The 20,974-nt window shown below is 60.3% G+C and carries 16 protein-coding genes; 3 read left to right on the plus strand and 13 right to left on the minus strand.

From position 1 onward, the window contains the following. Positions 1-229 precede the first annotated feature (229 nt). From FBZ97_RS26605 to FBZ97_RS26615, 3 genes are all read left to right on the plus strand, one after another. Positions 230-886 (plus strand): TetR/AcrR family transcriptional regulator, encoded by a 657-nt coding sequence (locus tag FBZ97_RS26605; protein ID WP_145322882.1) that lies wholly within the window; start codon positions 230-232, stop codon positions 884-886. A gap of 217 nt (positions 887-1,103) precedes the next feature. Continuing rightward, a complete protein-coding gene (locus FBZ97_RS26610) occupies positions 1,104-1,337 on the plus strand; it encodes a hypothetical protein (protein ID WP_113352235.1) in 234 nt (77 codons plus the stop codon). Between the two features lie 956 nt (positions 1,338-2,293). Beyond that, entirely contained in the window at positions 2,294-3,436 is a 1,143-nt protein-coding gene (locus FBZ97_RS26615; RefSeq protein WP_113352234.1) for a polysaccharide biosynthesis/export family protein, read from the plus strand. A gap of 11 nt (positions 3,437-3,447) precedes the next feature. Here FBZ97_RS26615 and FBZ97_RS26620 read toward each other — a convergent pair whose 3' ends face one another. The 13 genes from FBZ97_RS26620 to tssB all read right to left on the minus strand — a co-directional run bounded on the left by FBZ97_RS26620 (position 3,448) and on the right by tssB (position 20,957). Continuing rightward, the gene (locus FBZ97_RS26620; RefSeq protein ID WP_113352233.1) at positions 3,448-4,359 is read right to left on the minus strand and encodes a protein kinase; all 912 of its coding nucleotides are present in this window, start codon (positions 4,357-4,359) and stop codon (positions 3,448-3,450) included. Then, positions 4,356-5,735 (minus strand): type VI secretion system-associated protein TagF, encoded by a 1,380-nt coding sequence (gene tagF / locus FBZ97_RS26625; RefSeq protein ID WP_113352232.1) that lies wholly within the window; start codon positions 5,733-5,735, stop codon positions 4,356-4,358. The genes FBZ97_RS26620 and tagF overlap by 4 nt, the downstream gene beginning before the upstream one ends. A gap of 10 nt (positions 5,736-5,745) precedes the next feature. Continuing rightward, positions 5,746-9,228, minus strand: a complete 3,483-nt coding sequence (gene tssM, locus FBZ97_RS26630; protein ID WP_113352231.1) for a type VI secretion system membrane subunit TssM — start codon at positions 9,226-9,228, stop codon at positions 5,746-5,748. Beyond that, positions 9,225-10,748 carry a type VI secretion system protein TssL, long form gene (gene tssL / locus FBZ97_RS26635; protein WP_113390702.1) on the minus strand — a complete coding sequence of 508 codons (1,524 nt, stop codon included), beginning with the start codon at positions 10,746-10,748 and terminating at the stop codon, positions 9,225-9,227. The genes tssM and tssL overlap by 4 nt, the downstream gene beginning before the upstream one ends. Beyond that, the gene (tssK, locus tag FBZ97_RS26640) at positions 10,745-12,085 is read right to left on the minus strand and encodes a type VI secretion system baseplate subunit TssK (RefSeq protein ID WP_113352229.1); all 1,341 of its coding nucleotides are present in this window, start codon (positions 12,083-12,085) and stop codon (positions 10,745-10,747) included. The genes tssL and tssK overlap by 4 nt, the downstream gene beginning before the upstream one ends. Continuing rightward, on the minus strand, positions 12,082-13,275 hold the full coding sequence (locus tag FBZ97_RS26645; protein ID WP_113390701.1) for an FHA domain-containing protein: 1,194 nt from the start codon (positions 13,273-13,275) through the stop codon (positions 12,082-12,084). Before FBZ97_RS26645 ends, tssK begins: the two co-directional genes overlap by 4 nt. Then, complete coding sequence (tssG, locus tag FBZ97_RS26650; protein WP_113352227.1) at positions 13,265-14,290, minus strand: type VI secretion system baseplate subunit TssG; 1,026 nt, start codon at positions 14,288-14,290, stop codon at positions 13,265-13,267. Before tssG ends, FBZ97_RS26645 begins: the two co-directional genes overlap by 11 nt. A 21-nt stretch (positions 14,291-14,311) precedes the next feature. After that, complete coding sequence (tssF, locus tag FBZ97_RS26655; RefSeq protein WP_145322884.1) at positions 14,312-16,093, minus strand: type VI secretion system baseplate subunit TssF; 1,782 nt, start codon at positions 16,091-16,093, stop codon at positions 14,312-14,314. Further along, positions 16,086-16,595 (minus strand): type VI secretion system baseplate subunit TssE, encoded by a 510-nt coding sequence (gene tssE, locus FBZ97_RS26660; protein WP_113390699.1) that lies wholly within the window; start codon positions 16,593-16,595, stop codon positions 16,086-16,088. Before tssE ends, tssF begins: the two co-directional genes overlap by 8 nt. Then, positions 16,588-17,412 (minus strand): type VI secretion system accessory protein TagJ, encoded by an 825-nt coding sequence (locus FBZ97_RS26665; protein ID WP_113390698.1) that lies wholly within the window; start codon positions 17,410-17,412, stop codon positions 16,588-16,590. The genes tssE and FBZ97_RS26665 overlap by 8 nt, the downstream gene beginning before the upstream one ends. Continuing rightward, positions 17,409-18,809: a type VI secretion system contractile sheath large subunit gene (gene tssC, locus FBZ97_RS26670; protein WP_145322886.1), complete on the minus strand. Its 1,401-nt coding sequence runs from the start codon at positions 18,807-18,809 to the stop codon at positions 17,409-17,411. Before tssC (FBZ97_RS26670) ends, FBZ97_RS26665 begins: the two co-directional genes overlap by 4 nt. A 47-nt stretch (positions 18,810-18,856) precedes the next feature. Further along, the gene (tssC, locus tag FBZ97_RS26675) at positions 18,857-20,335 is read right to left on the minus strand and encodes a type VI secretion system contractile sheath large subunit (protein ID WP_095437909.1); all 1,479 of its coding nucleotides are present in this window, start codon (positions 20,333-20,335) and stop codon (positions 18,857-18,859) included. 109 nt (positions 20,336-20,444) lie between these two features. Then, positions 20,445-20,957, minus strand: coding sequence for a type VI secretion system contractile sheath small subunit (gene tssB / locus FBZ97_RS26680; RefSeq protein ID WP_069613678.1), 513 nt, complete (start codon positions 20,955-20,957; stop codon positions 20,445-20,447). Positions 20,958-20,974 lie beyond the last annotated feature (17 nt).

A 20,974-nucleotide genomic window follows, 5' to 3' on the forward strand; every position in this document is an offset into this window, starting at 1 on the left:
CCAGGGAAGCCCGGTCACATGCCCAAGGCCAAGACCGTCGGACATAACATCCCCGGTGTTGGTTCCGAAGGTACTGGCTGGCACCAGCGTAAGCCAGTATCGGGCGTTGAGTTTGGGCAGTGTATGCATGACAGGCGCCGTCTCTTCGTCTGGACAACAGTGCAATTTATAGGTACTTATAGGTACCATAATTGTGGCGAACGTTCGACGGGTAACGAGGAGAGGCTTCTTGAGCGATGGCACCGACCAGCCTCCAACTCGTAAGAAACGAGGTCGCCCGCCAACGATGGCGCCAGAGGCGCGTCGCGCTCTCGTTGTCGATGCGGCCTACACGGTTTTTCTAGAAAACGGCTTTGCGGGGACGACCACCGAGATGGTCGCGTCCAAAGCGAGCATATCGAAGCGATCCATCTATGAGCACTTCGCGGGCAAGATCGAGCTGTTCGGGGCAGTAGTGTTGAACAACCGCCATCTGCTCATCGATCTGCCACGCCCATCCGACGAAGGCCTTCCGATGATCGACAAGCTTGTGAAGGTGTTCCGCCTCGATTTGGACAGCCGACGCGACCAGGAACGGGAAGCGCTGCTGAACCTCATCTTGCGAGAGTCCGTCCTCTTTCCCGAGTTGGCGGACTATCTTTACGGGCAAAACATACTCCGGACGCGTGAAGACCTAATCGAATGGCTGGAGGCCGAGCGTGATCGTGGTGCCATAGAGCTGAATGATGTTGTGCTGTGCGCCGGCATGCTGATGGACATCGCCTTTGGAGCGCTGCTGCCCAGAAGGCGACAACAGGGCGACGAAGCAAGAGACCAGCGGAAGCAGGAGATTCGTCAGCGCTTTCAGATATTTCTCAGAGGCATCGCGCATTACGCCGAGCGCTAAGTGGGCTTACCGGCGATGACCGCTACGGAATGATCGGTAATAGGCTGGGAAGGGTCGGCATTATAGCCTAATCACGCGGGACGTGGTCAGACTGTTTTCGGCGTGGGATATCCGACGACGTGGCCGTGACGCCGGCGCGTCGAGCAACCTACTTGCACGATCTCAAAACGTCCTATTATATTCAACAGGCTGGTCTGCTCGATCTGGGAGACAAGGGATGATCCCACTGACGAAATTGAAGCCGAGCGCTTTCTATTGGGCGACGCGGAAAGACGATCGGGAGGAAGGAGCGCAGATTGTTCAAGTGTCCACAATATTTGGTGAGGACCCAGAATATTGGACCGTTGCTTGTCTGGGCTCGGACGAGCATCGCATGCCTGCAGATTTCGAATTCATTGTCAGGATTGTTCCACCGGGTTCCAAACTTGCGATTGATTTGGCCGCGCAGTGATTACATTCGCATCTCTTTCGCCAGCCGCGACTTAGATCTCTTCGCCGCCGCGCGCATTTTTCCCAGCCCAACTCCCGGACCTTGTTTCCGGGGTTTTTTATTTCGATAATAAACCTCCACCTGCGGCGGAGGGCTGGACGAGTTCTACACGGTATTTGAGAGACCTCCTGCTTGAACCGCTGGGGTGGCCCAGACTTCGAACAAGGAGGTTTTATGGATGAGCAGACGCTCTCGCATGCGCTGCTTTCCCAGATCGGCACTAATCATGCTGTACACCATCGAACGGAAGAAGGTCGGGGTTTATCAACTATTATGAATCCTTCACCTTCATTCCGAATGTGCGAGGTGAGATCGGAAAGTGGCAAGAAAGAGATGACGCTGCACGGCAACATTGCCTCCTTCCGGAGCATCTTCATTCGAGATCGATACGCGCATCATCGTGTTCTCCCATATCGATGATAAAGGACATTATCATGCATTTCAGGGAGCTGGTGAACGGCCAAATGGTCGTGCGTTCGAATCTCATCATCTCCTTCAGCCGCAAAAAGCGATCGGCCAACGACATCTCTTGGTAGCAGGCGCTCTCAAGACCATAATGCGGGGGAAGGCGGGAATGATCAGTACTTCAGAGGTTGTGAATACACGCACGGCGATATTTGCCCGATTAGAAAATCCAATCGCGTAAACGGTTGGGCTGCCCGTCTCCTTGATCGACACATCGCATGATTTTCGAAATTCAATTCGCTCTGATGATTCGTATTTCAGGCGCTAAGCGGCCCGAATGAGGCTGTTCAGAGAGCCGTCAAAGAGGTGCTGAACTCCTATTCGGTTGCCATTTGGACACAATGGTAAACAACCGAACTGTCACAATTCACTATTTGTTAGGTCCGGATATTGCCTCCCGCCTTCTGGTTGATATTTCTGCCTTGCTTCTAACATCCGAAGGAGATTCCGGAATGCGGAAATGGGCGGCGATTTTACCCTTGGTTGCACTCAGCGCCTGCGCGGGACCATCCGATGGACCGAGCGCCCTCAATATTCGCAACGCAAGGATGCCCGATACCCAGCGGAAGATTCCGGTCGTGCCGCTCTCGGAGGCTCCGATGGGTGCGCAGATCGTCGCATCGTCCCATGCGTACACGGATCAGGGATTGGCAAGCCTACGCTCGGGCGGCGTTTCGGATGCACGCCTGCGGCCGGGCGACGTGTTCGACGTAACGGTGCTGGATACCGGCGAGGACGGATTGCTGTCCGCCACCCAAAGCAAGTCCCTCAATCTCGGCCGCTTCACCGTCGATTCTCGCGGTTTCGTCACCATGCCATACGTCGGCAAGCAGCGCGTCATCGATTCCACGCCGGAAGGCCTGCAGTCGAAGATCGTCACCGCCCTCAAAGGCTCCTCGGTCAATCCTCAGGCTGTCGTGACGGTCGTCGACAAGCCGTCCAGCGCCGTAACAGTCGATGGTAAGGTGCGCTCCGCCGGCCGCTTCCCGTTGACAGCCCGTGGGGAGCGCGTGCTTGACGTTCTTGCGCTCGCCGGCGGCGCATCGTCCGCGCCGGCCAACACGACGGTGACGCTGACGCGCGGTTCGCAAAGAGCAAGCGCGCCTCTGGATCGCATCCTTCAGGATAGCAAGCAGAACGTGCGCCTCCTGCCTGGCGATCAACTGTTCGTCAGTGGCTCTTTGCAGACGTTCACGGCGCTCGGCGCCTTCAAGAGCGTCGGCGAGTTCCCACTTGAGCCTGGCCAGACCACCTTGGCGCAGGCGCTCGCCCGTGCCGGCGGCCTGCTCGATGACCGCGCGGACTCCCGCAACTTCTATCTTTTCCGAAACCAGAAGAGCTACTCGCAGGTTGCGTCGGGCGCAGCCAAGAGTTCCAGCGCTCCGGCCGTTGTTTCGGTCAAGCCGATCATCTACAGCGTCAATCTCAAGCAAGTCTCGAATTTCGTGCTGATGCAGCAGTTCAAGATGCAGGATGGCGACACGATCTTCGCCAGCAATGCGGACACGGTCGATTTTGCCAAGCTGTTGACCGTCTATCAGAAGAGCGCGCCGACAGCTGCGGCCCCGCTTCCAGGTAGTTCCTCCTCGAATTGACAGGGCTGAAACTAGATCGCCTCTATCAAGGCAAGGGCCGCCATAGCGTTTGGCGGCCTTTGGGAAGGCGCCGGGTCCGCCAGATGTCGGGCAGCGGCCTTGATTTGAGCGATTGATTCCTGGGCCTCGTCACAATGGTCCAGAAGCAGGTTGATGACGCATCCGGCCGAGTAAAGATCGGCGCTGATCTGCATGGCGGTATCGCCTGAAACCTCCGGCGCTGTGAAGCCAGGCGTCATCGCTTTGGCGATGTCGAGATCGCTGTATCGGCTTCCACATTCTACCGTTGTCCCGAAATCGGCGATTTTCAGCTGATTGAGATCACCATCTTGAAGCAGAAGATTGGCCGGCGAAATATCTCCGTGGACATAACCGGCGTGATGGATCGCGCTCAGTCCGGCGAGCATGGACTTCGCCGCGGCCCTGACATCCGCCTCCGACAGGGAAACTTCCGCCAATCGTTGAGACAAGGATGGCCCAATCCATTCCATAATGAGCGCCGGTCGCCCATCGGGCAGGCGGATGGCACACTGAGTAGTGGCAAGGTCGTTGCAGCGTAGCGACATGCCGATGCTCGCTTCCCGCAGCAGCAAGGCCTTGGCGGTTGCCTCATTCATCCGATCCGGCGGGATCGTTTTCATGACATGAAAGGTGCCGAGATCGCGATGGCGCAACCGCCTGATTTCGGTCCGGTCGTTGCGGTGTACAATTGCTTCGACAAGAAAGGTATTTCCGATCATAGCCGTTTCACCCTCGGGAAGGGATGGCAGGCGTCGGTCCAATGCATCGCGCAATCGATCGATCAGAAGATCGCGCATCATCTTCGGTCGCTCGACATTGCCATCATGGGTGAGGAGATGCAGCAGCTCAGCAAAGCTGGCCGCAATCCTTTTAATGCCCTCGTCGTTGGTATCGCCACTCATGTCGCGCCGATGACAATTGCGCTGACATTTTCGCGGCAATTGGCGATGAGTGCTTCCTGGATCAGCGCCTCGGCCGCTTGTTCCAGCGGCGTCTCGATCAGGATTTCCGCGATGACGCGATCGGTCAGCGTGCGCGAAAGCGGACCGCTTGCAAGCAGGAGCCTGTCGCCGCGTTGAAGCTGGTCGCCAACGGTTTCCGAGACGAATTGATCCTTCAGCCCCAGAGCTCGGCCAAGTGTGCGCCGCAATCCTATGTCGATATGGTCGTGGGTCAACAGCCGCATCATGCCGTCGCGAAGCAGATAGCAGCGTGCATCTCCCGCCCATATCGCCACAAACTCGCCATCTAGCAAGGTCGCGGTCACGACGCTGGCGACGAGAGGCTCGCGTTCGGCGGTGGCAGCCTTGGCGCGTAGGATCGCATGGGCATGGTTGAGCTTGCTCTTGATATCCTGTACCAGCGGCTGCAGCGCTTCACGCTGCGAAATACCGGTAAGGATTCCCGTCGTTATTCTTGCCGCCTCGATGGCGCTGATGCCATCGCCGACACCATCCGCTATCGCGAAGATATGCGGTGCGGCGCTTATAAGAAGCGCATCGGCATTCAATGAGAGACGCGTTCCGGCATGGCTGGCATGGCTGTACGCTATCGCAAAATCTGACGATTCAGTCTTCGCCGTTTGTGGCGCTTCGATTGCGGCAGCAGAGTATATATCCGGCTCGACGCTGACAGGGGTTTTCGGGGCTTCTACCGTGACGAGCTTGACGAAATCCTGTGCGGTGGGAGCGGCCGCGGTGCGGAACCCTTTGCCCTGGCGCGTGCCGGGATTGATACGCCACCAAAGCGAGCCCGGTGCGGGAGCATTGCTCATTGCGGCGGACTGCATCACGCTTGAGTGCTTGTCGATGAATGGCGGGCGAAGCCGCTTGATGCCCTCGACGAAACGGCTCATCGCGAAATCGGCCTTGTCGGAGGTCTCCGCCAGGGCTTCGGCAGCGGTAAACCAGCTATCGTCTTCGCACAGATCACGCAGCTGTCCGGAGAAGCGCTGCAATTGAGCGGCGATAATCAGAGGAAAACTTCGGCCGACGCGGTCACGGCTGGGCAGAAGGACGCCTGCGACAGCAGACGGCCCCCAGACGCCCTTGCCGACGACGAAGCGCCAGGCGGTCGTCGCATGAAACAGCCGGCGCCAATCCGATCCCAATGTCGCTTCCAGTGCGATCAGGCCATTGTGAACCCATTGGTCGAGTTCGCTCTGGAGACGCGAGCCGAGCGCGGCGGAAACGAAATCTCCATGCGTCGGCAATTTTCCGAAAAAGCCGACCGCATCTGCTTGCATCGGCGATTGGGTGCGGGCGAGCGGCTCGTTCATCGGCGGACCGTCAGAATTGCGCCGGGCAGCTGAAATCGGACAATGCCTGCAGCCGGAAGGGATTAAGCACCGAGCCGAATTGGACGTCGAATTCCGCCGTCTGGCCCTTGTCCTCAAATCGAGCCCGGAAAAGATCGGGGGCCTGGACCGTCACCTTGGCGGCATCGAACAGGCGGAAGGGCGACCAGTCGCCGGTCTGTGTGATGGCCGGTTGCAGATCTCCCGGGAAAAATCTGACATTGGACTGGTTCACTGCGCCAGCGGGTGGCCAGGTTATGGATTTTGGCACTATTTGTCCGTGATTATAAAGGACATGCTCGCCGACGATATCAACCATCACTGAATTGGCATTGTCCGACAACGAAACGGGCTTGATATTGATTGATATCGAGGGTTTCTCACTGCCGGCCGGAAAGAAGGCATGCTCGATCTTGCTGGCATTTTCGAACTGCGCGATTGCCTGGCTCGGAATGCTGTCGCCGCCGAAAGTACCACGCCAGCCCCAAGGCTGAGCGCTCGTGTCGACAAATGCATCCAGCCGGTTCTTGAAGAAAGACTGGAACAGGCCTTGCGGTCCGAACAATCGGATGAAGTCCGCCATGGCGATGTCCTGGCTGGATTTCCGGTCGAACGGATAGCGACCGGTTACGATGCGGGCGCAGAGATCGGCGCCTTCCGCAGCCCATAGATCGTTGATGCGGGCGCGGGCCGTCTTGACCGCCAGCGAGCCGATATCTGCGGCAACCGCCACCATCCATGCATCGGCCGGCGCCGGCAGCCCGCGGGCCTGCTGCAGCAAGTCCTGATTGGCATTGGCGAGTTGGCCGCCGGCGTCGAAGACACGTGCCACTTCCGCCGTCGAGTTCGCTGCGCGCGACAATTGGCCGTAGATATTCTGGAGGATCGGCTGGAGACTTTGGATCTGGGAGCGCGGCTTATCGTTGCCATTGGCGTTGCCGTCCTGGGATGCCGGTTGCGCATTGACGGCATTCGCCTCGAGCGCGGCCCGCAACGGACCGTAAGGATCGGGCGCGCTGACCGCGCCTGTGGTGGCGGCTGTCAGCGCCACGTCCGGCACGTCGTCGAGCGAGGCAATCTCGGCACTTACGTGAGGGCGCAGGTCGGTGGCGGCTGCTATGGATTTCAGCGCCATCTCCACTGGGCTTGGATTGGCCGCCAGGATGCGCGCCGTCTCGGTCGCATCGGCAAGATTGCTCGATGGGCGCACCTGAAGATCGGCCAGCAACGAAGACCATTGCTGCTGGAATGCGTCGAAATAAAGCTGCAGCGTCGCCTGGGAAATCGCGTCCGTGGTCATTGTCGAAGGAGCCGCGCCGCCGTCACCGCGGACCCATTGTTCCTTGAGCGCTTCGGAGGCTGCGGTCGCGACCATCGGCAGCACCACGTCACGATAACCTTTGCCCGTGAAAATTCCCGGAATGCCCTCCCGCAGCGCTGTCTTGGATTTGCGTTGGAAAATCTGGGCTCCGAGCGGCCCCAATGCGTCGGTAGGGAGCCAGGCATCAAGCTGGCGAGCCTGCCGGGAATGGATGAGGATATCATAGGCTCGGGCCGCAAGACTTTGCGAGTGGATCGTTTCCCGTGCCTTGGCAATCAGGGCATTGTCCAGCTCGATCGCGGGCAGGCTGCCCGCTGCCATGGCCTCTGCGTGAGCAGCGAGCGCCTTGCGCGTGGCCGAGCGTCCTTCGCCGGGGTAAAGTGCAGCAAACATGTCTTCCGATTGCTGCGCGACGAAATCCCTGTCGGACGGCCCCAATCCACCCAGCATGCCGTACAGTTTCAAGGCGTCGAAAGTCTTCTGAACGTCCGATGTCTGCTTGAGCTCGTTTTGAAGTGCCACGAGCATACGAGGCAGAAGCAGCGCGTTCAAGGCGCGCTGATAGGCTCCGCGCTGGCGGCTGGCGATCTTGTCACCTTGGTCCAGGCCGAAACTGGTCGGCCAGACGCGCGCCTCATCGAAGCCGCTGTTGACCGCACGCAGATTGTCGAGCGCCGGCAGGACCCGCAGAAAATCCGCGTCGGTGACATCGCGCACCTGAATACCGCTTGCGAGCTTCTCGTAATTGTCGATCCGCCGCTCTGCTGCCGCGATCGCGCGCGAGTTCTGAAAGTAGGTTGCCGTCCAGCCGGTGAAGACGATCGCAAGCGCGACGGCCGCCGCGCCATAAGCGATCCGTCTGATCATGGCTTGCCGGCCCGAAAGGCGCCTGTCGCGGGCGACCAGCGACGCCTCGCCGAAGATGACCTCCTTGAACAGACGCGACAGGAAATAGCTGCGTCGCGTGCGCGGAGTGTCCGTCGCGCGGCTCTGCGTGCCCGAAGCAAAATAGACGCCGCGAACGAGAGGGGATTCGATGAGGCTGGAGGATGCACAGAGCTCGGTCAACAGCTCCTGCAGGCGCTCTCCCAATGAGGCAAGCTCCGCAGGAAAGCGGAAGATGCGACCGCGAACCTCGATATTCGGCTCCTGCTGCAGGCGTTCAATCAGCATGGCATCCACGCGCTGCTGCAGCAGCGCGAACTCTTCCATGAAACGCTCGGGCAGGTTCTCGCCCTTATAGCTTTCATCGAGATTGAAGGTCGTGCCCCAGACCTGCTCACGATCGGTTTTGGCAAGACCGTCGAAGAATTCGACAAAGCCGGTCAGAAGATCGGCCTTCGTCAGGACGACGTAGACGGGTACGCGCGCATGCAGGAACTCGTCGAGCTCCGACAGGCGTTTGCGAATGGAACGCACCTCTTCGAGCTGTGCCTCATGATCGCGGCTGAGAAGGTCGCTGATCGAGAGCGTGACGAGCGCGCCGTTGATCGGCTGCGAGCGGCGGTACTTGCGCAACAGCCCGAGAAAGCCTTCCCATCCGGCCTTGGACGCACCATTCAAATCGTCTTGCGTGGTATAGCGGCCAGCGGTGTCGATCAGGATCGCCTCGTCGGCGAACCACCAATTGCAGTTGCGGGTGCCGCCGGCGCCCTGCACGGAATTGCTGCCCATGGCATCGCCGAGCGGGAACTTCAACCCCGAATTGGTCAGCGCCGTCGTCTTTCCCGATCCCGGCGCGCCGAAGATGACATACCAGGGCAGTTCGTAGATATAGCCGAAACGCTTCTTGCTGATGCGGCGCAGAAGCAGCAGGGCTTCCTTCAGGCGGCTATGGATTTCGCCGACTTCCGCCTGCTGGCTGGCGGCATCGTCGGCAATACCTTCCACGAGCGCCTTGTCCCTTTTGCGCGCGCGCATGGTCGTCACCAGCATGTAGATCAGCCAACCCGCTACGATCACGCCGATCGCGATCATCCGGGCGGTGCTGCTCGACAGCGGCTTGAAAGCACCATAGCCGGCCATGGAACCGTAGAACCAGATGACGACGCAGATCGCCACGACCCAGATCAGCGAGATGAAGCGCTGACCGAGAAGACCGGCATAGGCCGAGACATAGGAGCGAAGCGTGTAAAACGCGCCAAGCGGATTCATCGAACTCCTCCCGTCGTCGCGGATGTAGCCGGTGCATTAGCGCTCGGCGTTTGTGGTGTTGCCTGCGGATTGAGGGCTGCATCGCCAAGACGTTGTGTTGGGTCGGTCAGCACCAGGATCTCCGTCCGGCGGTTGGCTTCGCGGCCTTCCGCCGTGTCGTTGCTTGCGAGCGGATCGCTGTCGGCGCGCCCTTCCGTGAGAATGGCCTCCTTGCCGGTATAGGCGGCAAGAATATCGCCGACGGCGCGGGCGCGAGCCTCGGAAAGATGCCAGTTCGACGGGAACTGCGCCGTGCGGATCGGCACATTGTCGGTATAGCCGACGACGACGGCACGGAATTTTTCCGAAGCCAACGCTCCGCCGATGCGCTGGAGGAGATCGCGGAATTTAGCGCTGACTTCGGCGCTGCCCGTGTCGAACAGGCCGGAATTGTTGATGCGCACCAGTAGCCTGCCATTGGAATTCGACAGCGTGACCAGTTTGCGGTCGACTTCTGGCTGCAGGAAAGCGAGCAGATTGTCGAGCGGCGTCGGCTGCGGCTTGACCTGCGGCGGTATTTCCGGCTGCTTCTTCGCGGGAGGGGGCGTCTGTGCGACTTCTTTCGGCTTCGGCGCGTCGATCAGAACGCTCGGCGTATCGCGTGGCGGCAGGTTGGCCAGGCGCTCGAATGTGGCGTCGGAGGCGTTGTTGAGCGAAAGCGTGAAGAACATGTAGCCGAGCGCGAACAGAAGCGCGAGGACGGAAAGGATCGTCCAAAGCGCGACAGCCGTGCGCAGCGGCTTGTGGCGCGCCGAAACGCCGCGCCAGTGCGGCGACAGCTCGCGTTCGAAAACACCATACTGACCAAGCAACGTCTTGTAGAGACTGTCGCGGATACGCCCGAGTTCCAGCGATCCGCGCGGCGAAACGCGCGTGCGGCCTTCGAAGGCGAGCGACAGGCAGAGATAGATGAGAAGCAGCAGGTCCTTGTTGGTGCCCGGGCTCTGCTGGAAATGGTCCAGGAGATCGAAAACCCGGTCGCCGCCGGTCACGTCCATGTGGAAGGTCGAGACGAGGCCGGATCGCGCCCAGCCGGCGCGTACGCCCCAAGGCTTGCTCAGAACCACGTCGTCAATGGTCGCGCAGATGACATAATGCGCCGCGCGTGCTCGTTCCGGGCTGATGCGCGCACCCGCGAGATCGCGCTCATAGCGCCCAACCGCATCGATCGTCAGCTGCCTGAGCTCGGCAATGTCGGGCTGTTGTTCGGTGTTGCGCAGGCTGTGAGCGAGATTGAGCAATGGTGCGGCCGAGCGCACGATGGTTGGAACATCATCACCGCCAAAGCGAAAGCCGCGGATCAGCGCATCGACGGACCAGCCGCCGGCTGCATTGCCCGATTTGTCGTTCGGCTGCTTATCCAGCTCCTCGTCGAGAATATCGGCCACCTTGCGGGCTGCTTCGTTCTTGCGCGCGCCGTCCTCCGTCAGCTCGATGATCGTCGGCAGTTCGTGCCAGGGTGTTGAGCGTGGTGTGTTCATTCTCTGAGAGCCCACAGTTCCATCTCCAGACCAGGGAAGTCGCCCGCGAGATGCAGCGCGATCGCGCCGGAGGTATCAAGCTGTTTCCAAAGCGGATTCTTCGTATCGAGTTCGAAGTAGATCGTGCCGGACCGGTATGGCAGCTGCCGCGGCAGCACGGGAAGGGGCCTGACGGGAATGCCGGGTAGTGCGACATTGACAAGTTCGGCGATCCGCTCCACAGGGCCGATCTTGATCTGCGCGGGCAGCTTGCGTCTGACATCCTCGGCCGACATCTCGGCGCGAACGGCAAGCACAAAGCCCGCATCCTTGAGCAGCGAGCGGTCGTTGATGGTGCCGACGCGCACGTCGTGACGCCGTTCGATAAGTTCGATCGCAACGGCGGCCTGCTCGAGCACCGCGGAAAGCGAGGCGCGCAGATCGTTGAACACAGCGGCAAACGTCGCCTTCAGATCGTCATGGCGATAGGGCGGAAAATCGGTCGCCCGCTTGCGATCGGTTGTGAAGGTGGCGAGTTCGCCGGCTAGCTGGATGCATTCCTCGTAGAAGATGATCGGATGCATCCGCGAAGCATTCGCCGCGATATGCCGCAGCATCGGATCGGCACGATTGAGAATATGCAGCAGAAAATAATCGCCGACCTCGGCGGTTCCACGCACCGTCGGGTCACCAATGCGCTCGGCGATTGCTTCAGCGCGATGCCGCACGATTCCGAGCAATTCGGTAATGAGCTCATTCAAACGTGCTTCGGCCGCGCAATTCAGCGACGGGGCGATATAATCCGGATCGAGAATGACCGAACGGTCGGAGCGAACCTCGATGATGCGTGCAAGGCCGATCAAGTCGTATCCAGCGAGTTCGTCGCCGGTCTTCAGGTAGCGCAGGTTCAGGCGGCCGACATCGATCGGCGCCATGAAGTCGGTTTCCACATTCGCATCCGGCGCCTCATATTGCGAGGCTGTTATGCGCACGCTGTTGCGCATGGCGCTGCCGTTCATGGCGACGTCGGCTCTTCCAGGCTGACGGCTGGGCAGGGCCAGATAGACGATAGCGTTCTTCGTTGAATCGTCGAGTTCCAAGGGGGGCGGCAGATCCGCATCAACAGGCGCTTCGAAGGGCGTGCCATCGGGCAGGATGCCGCGCAGGTTCGACAAAGCAAACTGGCCGATCGCGAGCGCGCTGCGATCGATGCCGATCTCGGCGATGCCCCAGGGGTAAGGTGCGAGCCCCCGCGCGGTCGTTCGGACCAACCTCTCCGTCCAGCGGTCGGCTTGCTGGAAATGCTGCACGCGAAGGAACATACCCTCGCTCCAAGCCACGCGATTTTCGTTCTTCATCGGGTGTTGCCCGTCCTCTCTGCCAAACTGGCGGTATCGTCTTCGTCGCGGCCATGGGCGTGGGCGCTGAACGCCTCGGCCAGCAGGTCGCGGACCGAGATGCTTCTGCCGCCTCTTTCGAACTGCGCGCGGTAAGCCTTCCAGTAATCGCCGTTGCCGCGCCAAAGAGCCTTGCGCTGGGAGGCATCGACATGCGCCTCGATCATGCGGGGCTCGAACATCCGATTGGCTTCGCGAACAAGGTTTTCAAGACCGGCGTTAAGCGTGGATTGCCTCGAAATGAGCGATCGAAGGCGGTCGGCCAATTGCTCCGTCCGTTCGCGACTGAACAATGACGTAGACGCACCGGCCCGGCTGTCCTCAATTCCGAAGATGGAGGCTTCGTCGTCGAGTGTCTGCTCCAGCGTCGAAACGAGCGCTTCGAGCTGCCGCAGCGGATCGAATTGCAGCGCAAAACTCGCATCGTCTAGGCCTTGATCCGTATTGTCGGCGGCGCGCATATCATTGGCCGGAATGATCGTCTTTGCAGTTTCGACCGTCTCGGAACCGGAATCGCGGGCAACGGCAACGGAGACATGGGTTGCCGCGCCATGTTCCAGCTGGCTGCCCAGCTCGAAGTCCGAATTCCAATCATCCGGAAGTATCGGTTTGATGCCGTTGACATCGGGCGGGCCGTTCCAGCCGATGTCGACATTCCTACTTGGCGACTTGCCATTTTTCGACGATTGCGCCAGCCCGGCGATCCAGTCGTCGCCATTGCGCTGCCCGAGTACGCCGGTTGCCGTGCCGCCGCCGGGCGCGATGTCGGCAAGGATCGACGAGATCGTCAACCTTTCGTCGCTGAGGCGCAGATCCGCTGCCGGATCGTCCATCTCGCGATCAGCTTCCCCAGTAATGACGACGGTGAACGCGACGTCGCCGAATGCGATTTTGGACTTATCCGTAAGTCTCGCCGTCTCGCCTTCGAAAATGGTCGCGCCGTCCACACGAGTGCCATTGGCGCTCTGGTCCCGCACGAAAAAGCCGGCGCGATCGCGTTCGATCGCGCAATGAATTTTCGAAATCAGCCGCTTTGGATCGGAAACCTGCCAATCGCAATCGGGCGATCGACCGAGTGTGCGTTTGCCCCGCTCGAAGAACCACCCCTTGCTGGAACCTTCTCCGGCTGTCTGCCGCAGTTCAAGCCGCATGGGGGACTCCTTGATCGGATTGGCGCTTCACCTTGCGTGGCTCGGCGACAATGGCATCGCCACTGTCTCTATCCGCCGCCGCGACGCGCGCCCAGCTATTCCATCCGAGCCTCGGCGGATCATCGACGTCGCCAAGCCTGCAAAATGGGATGTGTTCCTTCTTCAGAACCACCTGAATGTCAAAATCGAGCGACGGATCCACATAAAGGCGCGTCAGGGCAAACAGCGCATTTATACTGGCGCTGCCCGGAGAAAGAGACCGGTAATCCTCATAATCGACCGGGCCGATCACGACGCGGAAACTGCCGCCGAAATCATGGACTGCCGCGCCCGCGGTCGAGTTCACGCCAAGCTGCACACCCTGCGGCTGCCCCATGCGGCTGCGCTCGCCCTCGGGAATGGAAAGCCATCTGCCTTTGAATAATTCGATCGCAACCGGCAGGCCGCTGAACTCCTGCAGCATGGCCTGCAGATTGACCGCATTGCGGTTTCTGGCCGAAAAAAATCCGGAAAATCGGAGGATCAGTTCGTCATCGGGGCGTACCTGCTCCCTCAGCCGGGCGGTACCGAAACCCGTCAGTGCGAACAGGGTCTTGATAAAGGCGTTTCCGTTTCTGTCCCGGCTCCATCGCAATCCGCGCGCAAGACGATATTTCTCGCAGGCATCGACGAAAAGCTCCGCAAGGCGGCTCGTAAAGAGATCAAAAAAGCTTGAAAGGCCATGAGCTCGATTGCGCTCTTCGCGCATGACTAGCTCGTTGTAACTCGGCGGCATGGCACCGAGTGGCCCGAGCAGACCGGCCATGCTTGCCTTGATCGATCCCGCTCCGCCCTTTCGCTTGAAGTCGCTCATGGCAAGCGGCACCGGCGAAACGCCAACGGGTGAGGACACCGTCAAATGATCACCGGCCGCGTGCTGGGCGATACGAAACGCCGTCGATGGCTCGAAACGACCGGGGTCGCGTTCGAGCAGCGCGGCAAGCATTTCGCTATCACTTGGCCGGAACTGGTCCATCGCTTGCGTTCATCTCCCTCGTCACAATAGCGGCCGCTCGGCGGCGCGCGCCGGCCAGACGGCGATTGGTTTCGATTGCCCCTTCATCGAGATGGAAAGGCGAGTGAAGCTGTTGATCGAGGTGTAAAGCCCGAAAAACCGGTCGAGGACACTGCCGAAGAGATAGGCCGAAGGCCTGTCGATGGCGGCCGGATCAAACTCCAGGGTGATATCGGTGCCCGTCACCATCCCGCCGCCGCCAAGCCGCGTCATCGAGCTTTTGGCGTCGACCCGCACAAGAGCATCCGCGAGCAGTCTGGTTTCGCGGCTGTCCCTGAAAGCATAGAGCGCAAGAATATCCTTCAGCGCGGCGCCATCATTGTCGAATATGGAAAGATGATTGAGCTGGAGATGCGACATGAGCCGCCAGTTGCGCCCTTGCTGCTCGTTCATTCGCACGGAAGGCGTAGGTGCCATCAAGGCTTCGACTGAGCCGACTGCCTCGCTGCCGGAAGCCAGCTGCAGATAGGGATGACCGCCGCCAAAGGGCAATTGCTCCGGCAGTTCGCGGTTAAGGCACAGCGCGTCGATGCTGGCGATCTTGTCAAGCGGACCGCTTGCCCGGCGAGCGCGGTCTACGAACGCGATTTCCATGTCCGAGGTATGGTCATCGGCGTCAAAGCGGCGCGTGCATTGCCAAAAGAGCGTAGAGGCTCCGCCCTTCAGGCTGCGACCGAAGAAGGGTTGGCACTCTTCCTCGTCCCCAGTGCGCGCCGACACGACCACCTTCTCGATCGTATAGATCTCCCGCGTCTTCTGCCGTCTAGCATCGGGAAGCACGCGATATTCGGTGCGCGCACCGTCGAGTGCGATCGGTTCGCAACTCTGGCGAAACAAGTTTACGATCGGAGTGGCATTCAGGACGAAATCCCGGGCGGAGATGGCGCGCTCCAGCTTTACGCTGCTTTCATCGAGATAAATGAAGATTTCCAGCGTTTCGCCACGCCAGGCCTTCAGGCCGACGATATCGATGAAGAGGAATTTCTGCGGCCAGGCGAAGAATTCCGTCAGCAGACGATAACCGGTGAAGCTTGAGTTGGGATAGGGCAGGATCGCCTCGTCCGGTTCGAAGCCGACCGGGCGGAGCGCGGCCGCCGGCAGCGTGACCGGCGCTCGATCATCGGCGTGGTGGGCAAGTGCGATGCCGAGCGTGTGATTGACGAGAAGCTCGTAAATGGCGACGGCCTGCTGCCAGGACGAACCGATATGAAGCCGCAGCCTGTCCACGCCGATCTCACTGAGCGGTTTGTTGGCATCTCGTGCCCGGATCGACAGGCGAAGACAACCGGCCGCACCTGCATGAGGGGAGGGCGGCGCGCTGATCGGGTGGCCAGTCAGCGAAGCCGAGACGATCTCGATCGGCGCGACCAGCGTATCCTGTGTCGTGCGGAAGCGGCAGCTCTCGCCGCCAATCGGCTCCGCGAAGATTTCGGTGTGACGCGGCAGGGTTTGCACCGATGTTAGCGTGCTGCTTGGCGTGAAGCGCACGATGCTCATCGAGGGCAATGGCGCGAGATAATGCGGATAAAGAGTTTCCAGCAACCCATCCGTCAGTTCCGGAAACTCGTCGTCGAGCTTCTGGCGCACGCGGGCGGCGGAATAGGCAAAGCTCTGGATCAGCCGTTCGACATGCGGATCGTCCGCAACCTCGCCCGTCAGGCGTAGACGACCAGCGATTTTAGGGAAAGCGTCGGCAAAACGTGCCGCACGCCGACGGATCGCGGCCAGCTCGTCGTTGTAACGCTGCAGGAAGCCGTCAGCCATTATTGGCCTCCACCAGGAAGCGCTGAGTGGAGGGGTCGATCGTCGATTCAAAGCTGATCGGCGGCATACCCTCATGCACGCGGAAGGTCGCGTGGATGCGCAGCCGCAAGGCTCGTTCGCCATTTCCGCGGCTCTTGAGGATACTCACCTGCACATCGGAAAGCCGCGTTTCGAACAGCGTGATGCGCCGCTCGATCAGGCGTGCGAGACGGCTCTTGGCTTCATCGGTGACGAGATTTGCCGAGACCATGCCATCGACGCCGAAGGACACCAGCGCATCGCCGAGTTCATCGTAAATGGAGGGCGGAGCAGTCGGCCGGCGGCGCGTGTTGAGTAGAGCTTCGAGATCGCGGCGAATGCATTCGCGCAGTTCGCGCAGTTGCTCGGCCGCCGTCAGCGGTGGATCCTGCAGGCGATCGGGGTCCCCGTCGATCAGTCGATCGATGATCGACCTCGCGACGATCCTTTCTCGCGGCCTGTAGCGCTCCAACGGATCAGCCATGGGCAGCGCGCCTCGTCCCGGCAGAGTTTGCAGCAACTTCCAGCGACTTCAGATCATGGAAGGAAACCAGATCGTCGCCCGCCAGGAAGCACTTTTGGCCGCGGCCGGTGGTAATGCCCGTCGGCTCGTCGACCCATTCGGTCTCGCGGCCCAGCAGCAGCTTGGCGCCTGTCGTGCCGTGATAGATCGCCGGCAGCAGCACGGGTGCGCTAGCGCCGTCCACGAGCTCAAGCTCGGCCCTGCGGAAAGCGAGATCGCGGGGGCGGGCAATCGGCTCAAGGCGAAGCGCGGCAATCCTGGAAAAGTCGATCCACAGATAGGAGCCGCCGGTCATGATGACCTCAAGAGCATGCGGGATCCGATCATCTAGATCGCGAAGGTCCGAAACGAGTTGACCATTCCAGCGCAATGGCCGTTCACCCCTGATCGCCTCAAGGGACTGCAGTGCCGCGGCCGTATCCGAAGAATGGTCGCGATGGGCGATCGCCACCTTCATGGTCGCCTGATCGAGCGCCGTCGGGCCGTTCGGGAATTCCGGCACCGCCGCTTCCTCGAACCAGGCCAAACGTGCAGCCATCGCACGAAGCTGGTTGCGCAGCATAGCGAAGCCCATCATGTCTTCCGGCGCGAATGTTGTCGCGATATTGCACTGCGCATCGGCTCGCGCGTAATCACCGGCAAGGATCAGAAGATCGATCAGAATATGCCTGCCATCCTTGTCCGTCGGCGCTGCCTTTACATGTGCCTTCGCCTGCTCAATTGCGTCGTCGAGCGCGTTTTCGCTAAGAGCTTCGGCGATCCTGGCGGAGAGCGTCATGCGGACATCCTTTGCGTGTTCGCGGGGCGGGAGAATGCATAGGTCGCATTCGCCGTTTCCGCGATGAGGTGAAAACTTGTCGAGACGTCGTCGAGCTGAAAATGCGGCTGCAGCCGTACCGTGCAGGCGAACATGCCCGGCTTGCCGGGAATTTCATCGACGCTGATGCCGGCCGAGCGCAACGGGAAACGCGTGCGCAGCGACAGGTCGGCGTCGTCGTTGCCAAGCGTGTAGGTTGACAGCCAATCGTTCAGCTTGCGTTCAATGGAGGCACTATCGGCGAGCTTGCCGATGTCATCGCGCATGATGACCTTTAGATAGTGCGAGAAGCGCGAGGCGCACAGCACATATTGCAGCATCGCTGCGATGCGGGCATTTTGCCGGGCGTGCTCGCTCGAATAATGCGGCGGCGCATGCAGGGACTGATTGGAATTGAAGATCGCCGACGAGGAGAGATATGTCGTAGCTACAGGGACGATGCCGAGCTCGCACAACTGCTGCTCCTGTCCACTGGTCAGACGTATTTCGACGGGAGCCTGTTGCGACAACCCGTTGCTTTCGATGCCGAGATCATAGGGAGCGAGCTCCTCCGCGCTCAGCATGCCGCCATCGATGGCGTCCTGCGTCACGCCGCGAATATCGGCGAACCAGCCGGTTTCGATGAAATTGCGGATGACGATCATCGCGAAAGCGAAGGCACCATTGCCCCAAAGCAAGGTGCTGCCATCGGCTGCGATGCTTTCGCGGAAAGGGAACCGATCGTCGCGCTCGCGCGAAAACGCCTCATAGGGCGCGCGCATCAGGATCCGTGGGGCGACCAGCCCGAGGAAACGGGAATCCTCGCGCGCGCGAAGCCCATTCCAGCGGATGCGGGTGGGATCATAGGCCAGCCAGGAAAAATCCTGGACGCGATTGAGCTCGTCAAAATCCTGCAGGCCGATGGCCTGTGGTGCGGCGGCGGCTACGAACGGGCAGAAGGCAGCGGCGGCGGCCATGCCGATCTGCGTGAGCGCGCCGACCGTATCGCTGCTGACCCGATCTTGTGGAGAAAGCTCGTAGTCGCCGATCAACAGACCGAACGGCTCTCCACCGGGCATGCCGAATTCGCGACTGTAGATCAGCTCGAAGAGATGGCTCTGGTCGAACTCCGTCGTCCGCTCCAGATGCCGCGTCAGCTGAGCCCAGCTGACGCTGAGGATCTTGACCTTCACCTCTTCCGATCGGCCGGTGTGGCGCATCAGCATGGCAAGTCCGCGCCACCGCGCTTCCATTGCCTGGAAGTCCGGATGGTGCAAGATGGCATTGACCTGCTTGTTGAGCGCATCGTCGATCATGGCGATCACGCGATGCACCTGACGCGGCCAGGCTGCTCTCGGTTCCGTCGTTGTCACGGTCATGGCGCTGACTGAAGGCGCGCGGCGAGGAGATCGCCGCGCCGCCCCTCCTAGTTCTTGCTCGGAATGCGCGCGACCATGCGAAGCGACGTGGTCAGCTCTTCCATCTGCAGCCAGGGGCGCATCCAGGCGACGGCGTTGTAGGAGCCCGGCTTGCCCGGAACTTCCTGGACGGTCACCTTGGCATCGCGCAACGGATATTTGGCGCGAGATTCCTCGCCTGCATCGTCGTTCGCGTTGACGTAGTTGGCGATCCAGCGGTTGAGCCAGTTCTCGCAATCCTGCGCTTCCATGAAGGAGCCGATCTTGTCGCGGCCCATGACCTTCAGATAATGGGCAAAGCGCGAGGTGGCCATCATGTAGGGCAGGCGCGCGGAAACCGCGGCATTGGCCGTTGCTTCAGGCTTGTCGTAAACCTTCGGCTTGTGAGTCGTCTGCGCACCGAAGAACACGGCGTAATCGGTGTTCTTGTAATGGCAGAGCGGCAGGAAGCCCAGCTTGCCGAGTTCGGCGTCGCGACGGTCGGTGATGCCGACTTCGGTCGGGCACTTGAGGTCGAGGTCGCCATCGTCGCTCGAGAAGATGTGCATCGGCAGGTTTTCGACCTTGCCGCCGTTTTCCGCGCCGCGGATCGCCGTGCACCAGCCGCTCTGGGCAAAGGCATCCGTCAGCCGCGTTCCCATCACGTAGGCTGCATTCATCCAGCAGTAGGAATTGTGCTCGAGCTCGCCGGTCTTCGAATGATCGGTTTCATCGAAAGCGAAGTCGTCGATCGGATTGGTCTTCGGGCCATAGGGCATGCGGGCAAGCACGCGGGGGAGGGCGAGTGTCACGAAGCGCGAATCCTCGCTCTCGCGCAGGCTGCGCCACTTGGCGTATTCGACCGTTTCGAAGATCTTTTCCAGGTCACGCGGACGGGCGAGTTCGCGATAGTCGTCGAAGCCGAACATGCGCGGGCTTGCGGCCGAAATGAACGGCGCGAAAGCGGCGGCCGCGATCGACGAAATCGCCTGCAGCGTCTGCACGTCATCGAAGGAATTGTCGAATTCGTAATCGCCGATAAGGGCGCCCATGGGCTCACCGCCCGGCGTGCCGAATTCGTCTTCGTAGATCGACTTGAAGAGCCGCGACTGATCGAACTCCACTGCCTTTGCGAGATCCTTGGAAACGTCGCGCTTGGAAGCGTTCAGCACACGGATTTTCAGGTTGACGCTGGTCTCGCTGTTCTTGACGAGATATTGCAGGCCGCGCCAGCTGCCTTCCAGCTTGGTGAATTCGGGCGACTGCATGATTGCGGCAAGCTGACGGGAGATTTTCCGGTCGAGCTCGGCAATGGCCTTGTTGAGCGTTACCGTCAGGTTGCGGTCATAGGTGACGGTGCCCTTGAGTGCCTGATCGGTCAGCGTTCTAAGGAGATCCTGCGCACGATCGGGCTCGGTCTGCCTGGTGGCCGCCACGATCTGCGACAGCAGATTTTCCTCGGGCGCGAACTCGGCCTCTTTGGTCTTCAGTTGGCTTTCAGCGCTCATTTTTCGATCCTTGCGGAAATGCGGGCGATACCGATGGAGTTCAAATCTGTCGTTATCGGCCGCTTGAAACGAAACTGGGCGATCGGCTTAGGCTGATCGCCGACGACGATCAGCTTGCGGCGGGCTTTTCGGCCAATCCGAGCTCGGACATCAGCTTGGAAAGATCAGCCTTGTTCTGGAGCACGTCTTCCAGCAGCCGCTCCAGCTCTTCCGAACGGTCGGCCTTGCTCATGAGATCGCGGAGCTGGTTGCGCGCATCGAGGAGGGCCTTGAGCGCCGGGACCTGACTAACGATGGAACCCGGCTCGAAATCCCGCATGCTCTCGAATTTCAGCGAGACGGGAAGCTGCGAACCGTCGCCTTCCAGCGTGTTTTCGACAGAGATGTTCAAGCCGGGCGTCATGCGGCGCATGACATCGTCAAAATTATCGCGATCGATCTGAACGAATTTGCGCTCGCCGAACGGTTTCAGCGGTTGGGTCGGGTTACCCGAGAAGTCGCCGAGAACGCCGACGACGAAAGGCAATTCCTTGACGACCATCGCACCTTCGGTCTCCACCTCATACTTGATGTGGACCCTGGGCTTGCGCACTCGCTCCAGCTTTTCGTGAACACTCGCCATAAAGTTTCTCCTTCCAT

Source organism: Rhizobium sp. ERR 942, assembly GCF_007828395.1.
In the GTDB taxonomy this organism is placed as follows: Bacteria; Pseudomonadota; Alphaproteobacteria; order Rhizobiales; family Rhizobiaceae; genus Rhizobium; species Rhizobium dioscoreae.

Excerpts from the sequence above, each read along its gene's own strand:
- FBZ97_RS26610 (WP_113352235.1), top strand. The coding sequence starts at position 1,104 with ATGATCCCACTGACGAAATTGAAGCCGAGCGCTTTCTATTGGGCGACG.
- FBZ97_RS26615 (WP_113352234.1), top strand. The coding sequence starts at position 2,294 with ATGCGGAAATGGGCGGCGATTTTACCCTTGGTTGCACTCAGCGCCTGC.
- FBZ97_RS26620 (WP_113352233.1), bottom strand. The coding sequence starts at position 4,359 with ATGAGTGGCGATACCAACGACGAGGGCATTAAAAGGATTGCGGCCAGC.
- tagF (WP_113352232.1), bottom strand. The coding sequence starts at position 5,735 with ATGAACGAGCCGCTCGCCCGCACCCAATCGCCGATGCAAGCAGATGCG.
- tssM (WP_113352231.1), bottom strand. The coding sequence starts at position 9,228 with ATGAATCCGCTTGGCGCGTTTTACACGCTTCGCTCCTATGTCTCGGCC.
- tssL (WP_113390702.1), bottom strand. The coding sequence starts at position 10,748 with ATGAACACACCACGCTCAACACCCTGGCACGAACTGCCGACGATCATC.
- tssK (WP_113352229.1), bottom strand. The coding sequence starts at position 12,085 with ATGAAGAACGAAAATCGCGTGGCTTGGAGCGAGGGTATGTTCCTTCGC.
- FBZ97_RS26645 (WP_113390701.1), bottom strand. The coding sequence starts at position 13,275 with ATGCGGCTTGAACTGCGGCAGACAGCCGGAGAAGGTTCCAGCAAGGGG.
- tssG (WP_113352227.1), bottom strand. The coding sequence starts at position 14,290 with ATGGACCAGTTCCGGCCAAGTGATAGCGAAATGCTTGCCGCGCTGCTC.
- tssF (WP_145322884.1), bottom strand. The coding sequence starts at position 16,093 with ATGGCTGACGGCTTCCTGCAGCGTTACAACGACGAGCTGGCCGCGATC.
- tssE (WP_113390699.1), bottom strand. The coding sequence starts at position 16,595 with ATGGCTGATCCGTTGGAGCGCTACAGGCCGCGAGAAAGGATCGTCGCG.
- FBZ97_RS26665 (WP_113390698.1), bottom strand. The coding sequence starts at position 17,412 with ATGACGCTCTCCGCCAGGATCGCCGAAGCTCTTAGCGAAAACGCGCTC.
- tssC (WP_145322886.1), bottom strand. The coding sequence starts at position 18,809 with ATGACCGTGACAACGACGGAACCGAGAGCAGCCTGGCCGCGTCAGGTG.
- tssC (WP_095437909.1), bottom strand. The coding sequence starts at position 20,335 with ATGAGCGCTGAAAGCCAACTGAAGACCAAAGAGGCCGAGTTCGCGCCC.
- tssB (WP_069613678.1), bottom strand. The coding sequence starts at position 20,957 with ATGGCGAGTGTTCACGAAAAGCTGGAGCGAGTGCGCAAGCCCAGGGTC.